General features: G+C 72.6%; 6 protein-coding genes. All 6 read right to left on the minus strand.

What is annotated here, in order from left to right; translation table 11 throughout:
- A partial coding sequence (locus tag ACSAMQ_RS20010; RefSeq protein ID WP_435397340.1) for an MMPL family transporter occupies positions 1-1,222 on the minus strand: 1,222 nt, incomplete at its 3' end.
- A complete protein-coding gene (locus ACSAMQ_RS20015; protein ID WP_435397341.1) occupies positions 1,222-1,959 on the minus strand; it encodes a LolA-related protein in 738 nt (245 codons plus the stop codon). The genes ACSAMQ_RS20015 and ACSAMQ_RS20010, both read right to left, overlap by 1 nt.
- Entirely contained in the window at positions 1,874-2,851 is a 978-nt protein-coding gene (locus tag ACSAMQ_RS20020; protein WP_435397342.1) for an LpxL/LpxP family acyltransferase, read from the minus strand. The genes ACSAMQ_RS20015 and ACSAMQ_RS20020 overlap by 86 nt, the downstream gene beginning before the upstream one ends.
- On the minus strand, positions 2,848-3,153 hold the full coding sequence (locus ACSAMQ_RS20025) for a hypothetical protein (protein ID WP_435397343.1): 306 nt from the start codon (positions 3,151-3,153) through the stop codon (positions 2,848-2,850). The genes ACSAMQ_RS20020 and ACSAMQ_RS20025 overlap by 4 nt, the downstream gene beginning before the upstream one ends.
- A gap of 214 nt (positions 3,154-3,367) precedes the next feature.
- Complete coding sequence (locus tag ACSAMQ_RS20030) at positions 3,368-4,069, minus strand: ketosynthase (RefSeq protein WP_435397344.1); 702 nt, start codon at positions 4,067-4,069, stop codon at positions 3,368-3,370.
- 58 nt (positions 4,070-4,127) lie between these two features.
- Positions 4,128-4,397 carry a phosphopantetheine-binding protein gene (locus ACSAMQ_RS20035; protein WP_435397345.1) on the minus strand — a complete coding sequence of 90 codons (270 nt, stop codon included), beginning with the start codon at positions 4,395-4,397 and terminating at the stop codon, positions 4,128-4,130.
- Positions 4,398-4,515 lie beyond the last annotated feature (118 nt).

Raw genomic sequence — 4,515 nt, forward strand, 5'->3', positions numbered from 1 at the left:
GCCGCGTCCACAGTCGCGCCAGCGCCGGCGAACCGGCGGCGTCGCGCGGCGCCGGGTCGATCAGCGCCGGCAACACGAAGCGCGTCGCCAGCGCGGCGGTAGCGAGGCCGACGATGGTGAACACCGCGAGCTGCTGCAGGCCGTCGACGCCGGACACGAAGAAGGTCAGGTAGGCGATACAGGTCGAGGTCACGCCGGTGCCGAGGGTCGGCCACAGGCTGCGCGCGCTGGCCCACGGCGACAGGCCGGGGCGTTGGTGACTGAACAAATGGATCGGGTAGTCCTGGACCACGCCGATCAAGGTGAAACCGAAGGCGACGGTGATGCCGTGCACGCCGTCGAACAGCGCGGCGACCGCGCCGAGCCCGGCCAGGCCCGCGGTCGCCAGCGGCAGGCCGCCGAGCAACGGCGCCTTCCAGCTGCGGTAGGCCAGCCACAGCAGCAGCACGAACACGACGCTGTCGATCGTGCCGATCAGGCTCGCTTCGCGCTGGGTGCGCCCGCCGATCTCGACCGAGAACGCGCCCGGGCCGCTGATCGTCAGCCGCGCCGGGCTGGCGCCGCGCGCTTGCGCGAAGGCGGCGTGGATTTCGTCGAGCGCGCCTTGCTGGCCGGTCGGGTCGAAGCCGGCCGCGCGCGTCTCGACCGCCAGCAGGGCCTGCTTGCCGGCGCGGTCGAACCACACGCCGTGCACGCTCTGCGGCGCCTGCGCCGGCTGCCAGGCTTCGGCCAGACGCAGCATTTCCAGAGTCGGATCGCTCGGCAGCAGCGGTTCGATCAATTCGCCGGCCGGCGAGCCGAGATCCTGCACGCGGGTGTCCAGTTGCTCGCGCAGGTAGGCGGCATCGAGCGGCTGCTCGTCGAAAGTCGGCGTCAGCAGATAGCGGTACGGACGCAGGCGTTGCGGCACCGCGTCCAGTCCCTGCCCGGCGCCGTTGGCGACCAGCTTGAACTGCGGCTGCGCGGCGAGGCGTTCGCGCAGCGCCGCCGACTGCCCGGCGAGGGTCGCCGGCTCGTCGCCTTCGATCGCCAGCAGCAACAGGCGCGAGCCCGGGCCTTCGCCGAGTTCGTCGATCAGCAGTTTCTGCGCCGGCGTCTGCGCGCTCGGCATGAAGCGGCGCAGGTCGCCGCTGAGTTGCAGGCGGCTGCCGATCGCCCAGCCGGCCAGCGCGAGCAGGGCCAGCCACAGCAGGGCGAGCCCGAGACGTCGTGCCGGCGTCATCAACGCGCCGCGCCGTGGCCGCGGCACAGCGCCGCGAGCTGGCTCGCGTCGGCGACGCCGGCGGGGGCGCGCGCGGCGCTGGCCAACAAGGTGCGCTGCTGTTCGTTGCCGCGCGCCGGCCGGGTTTCGATGCAGCGCAGTTCGTCGTCGCGGCCGAGCAGGACGATCTCGCGCACGCGCGCGGCGAGGCCGGCGTCCTTCGGGGTCAGGCTGATGGTCCACTGCCGGCGGGTGCCTTCGGCGGCCACGCGGTAATGCTGTTCGAGCAAGGCGCGGTCGCCGCCGAGCAAGGCGCCGAAGCTGGCCTGCAGGGCGACCAGCTCGGGCGCGCGCGCCAGCGAGAAGCGCTTGGCCGGCTTGCCCGGGCGGACGATGCCGACCTCGCCCTGGCCGGGCTTGGCGCCGGTGCGGATGGTGGTGGTTTCGGCGTACGGCGCGCGCACCTCGCGCACCAGGGTGGCCGCGTCGGGGCGGCGGTACTCGCCCGACAGGCGCAGCGGCGCCTTGAGCAGGGCCGAGCCGCGCACTTCGACGAAGTCGGTGCGGGCCGGCACCGGCTGCGCCAGACGCGGCAGGATCCAGTCCGGATCGGCCGCGACCGCGGCTTCGGCAGTCGACGCCCCGGCCGGCGCGCCCTGGGCCGCGGCGGCCTCAGTAACCGGAGCGGCGCGCAGCGACCCGGCGCCGAGCATCAGCGCCAGAGTCCACATGCAAGGCTTGATGAGCGTCATCGGCATGCCAGAAGTCGTAGAAGTTGAACCAGTTGTAGGGGGCGCCGCGGGCCTGCGCCTGCAGGCGCTCGGCGTAACGCTGGACCAGCGCGGCGAGTATCGCCGGGCGGTTATGCCGCTCGATCGCCACACCTTCGCTGAACGCCTCGAACACCAGGTCGTAGCGCGCACCGCCACGGTACAGGCCGAAGGCCAGCACCACCGGCACTTTCAGCGCCGCCGCGATCAGCCACGGCGCGGTCGGGAACTCCGCCGGAGCGCCGAGGAAGGACGCAGTGGTGCGCGGCTCGTGCGGCGCGGCGCGGTCGACCAGCAAGGCCACGATCGCGCCTTCGTCGGTGGCCTGCTTGATCGCGAACACGATCGAGGGGCCGTCCTGGCCGGCGTCGATGACGGTGCGCGCGATCTGCGGGTCCAGCGCATCGAGCATCTGGGTCAGGGCCGGGTTGTGGCCGCGGTCGAACACCACCCGCAGCTTCAGGCCGGGCCGGCTGCGCGACAGCACCCGCAAGGCTTCGAAGCTGCCCAGGTGCGAGCCGAACAGCAGCAGGCCCTGGCCGCGGTCGAGGTAAGGCTCGAGTTTGTCCAGTCCTTCCACGCGCACGTCGAACGGCGCCATCCGCCCGCTGAGCATGTACAGGCGGTCGAGGATGGTCGCGGCGAAGGTGTGGATGTGGCGGGCGATGTCGAGCAGGCGCGGCGCGCGGTCGAGCACCCGCGCCAGGTAGTCGCGCGAGGCGCGCCGCTCCGGGCCGCGCACGGCCAGGAAGTAGGCGACGATCGGGTACAGGGTCAGGCGCGCGATCGAGCGGCCGCCGCGCCGGGCGATGAAGCCGATCAGGCGGAAGGCGAGGCGGCCGCCGCCTTCGGGGCGTTGTTTCCAGTGTTCGCCGCTCATGCCGAGGCCTCCGCGGCGGACGGGTCGGCGACGACTTCGCCGCTCGCGAGCAGGTCGTCGCCGCGACGGACCCGAAAACGCCAGCGCGCCGCGCCGAGCGTTTCCAGTTCGACCTGCGCCGTCTGCTCCGGCAGCAGCGGCAGCAGGAACTTCACCTGCGGCAGGCGCCATCCGCTCAGCGGCCCGTGCGCGGCCTCGACCGCGGCGATCACCTGCTCCAGCAGGACCACGCCGGGCACCAGCGGGCGCCCCGGGAAATGGCCGGGCAGGCAGGGATGATCGGACGGGATCGCGAAGGGCATGCGGGCGGGCGGCGACGGTCGATGGCTGGGGCAAGAGTCACAGGATAAAGCACGCGCATTCAGCGGGGCGTCGAATTGCGACGGCGGCCCTTGAATTACCGAAAGCGCAGTGGCGGCGGCGCTTGAACGCCGGGCTTGCGCGATACCGGCCAAGCTGGAGCGGACGGCGGCAGGCAGCCGGCGGCCGGCCTTCACCCTCAGGCCCCTCAGGCCCTCAGGAGAACAGCTCGCGCCAGAAACCCGGGCCGAGCTTGGCCATGCGGTGCATGAAATCGAAGAAGCCGCTCTCCGGCCGCACCGGAAAGCGCCGCTGCCGGACCAGGTACTCGCCGGCGAACATCCCCCCGACGATGCCGTAGTTGATCAGGTTGGCGAACCAGGACCATTGCTCCTGGGTGATCGCGATCGGCGGCACCTGGCCCAGGCGCGCCAGCACGCCGTCAGGCACCGCGATCATCGCCAGGGCGCCGTTGGCCAGCGCCAGCAGCGCCAGCACGGCCGCCCACAGCGCGGTCAGGCGGCGGGTGTAGCGATACAGCTCCGGCGCCAGCGCCGGCACCGGGCATTCGTGCAGCGCCGCGACGATGCGGGTGATCAGCGCTTCGCGCGGCGCGCGCAGGCTGCGCCCGAACCACCATGCCAGCCAGCCGTTGAACAGCATCGGCGGGGCCAGCAGCAGCATCTGCGCGTACGGGGTGAAGGCGATCGCGGCCAGCGCCGCGAGCAGGATCAGGGTCGCTGCCCAGGCGCGCCAACGCAGGCCCAGCAGGCCGTCGATGGTGACGAACACGACCAGATCGGCCAGGGCCAGCGCCGCCAGCGCGCCGCCACCGTCGTGGCTGGCCCAGTGCGCGAGCACCGGGTAGGCGATCGCCAGCAACAGGCGCGCCAGGGCGCTGGACGAAGGAGGGTTCACGTCGGTTCCGGGGACGGGCGCATGCGCGGGCGGTTCGTCGCCGCGCGGCCGGCGGCGTTCAGGCGGCCCGCTGCTGCTCGATATGCGCCGACAGCGCGCGCAGCGAAGCGAAGATGCGGCGGTTCTCGTCGCTGTCGGAGCGCAGTTGGAAGCCATAGCGCTTGGTGATCGCCAGGGCGAGTTCGAGCGCGTCGATCGAGTCCAGGCCGAGGCCTTCGTTGAACAGCGCCGCTTCCGGATCGATCCCGTCCGGTGCCACGTCTTCGAGGTTCAGGCTCTCGACCAGCAGCTGCGCCAGTTCGCGTTCGGCGGGACTTTGTTCAGACATCGGGCGATCCGGTCACGGTGGGACAAGGGGCGCAACGATCCGCCATCGGCGCCGCAGGCGCAACCGCCGGGCGCGGCGGCCCCGTCCTGCGGCGACGGCCCGCGACCGCTTCCGCCCG

Origin of the sequence: Lysobacter sp. 1R34A, assembly GCF_051217035.1 — a bacterium.
Classification (GTDB): domain Bacteria; phylum Pseudomonadota; class Gammaproteobacteria; order Xanthomonadales; family Xanthomonadaceae; genus Lysobacter.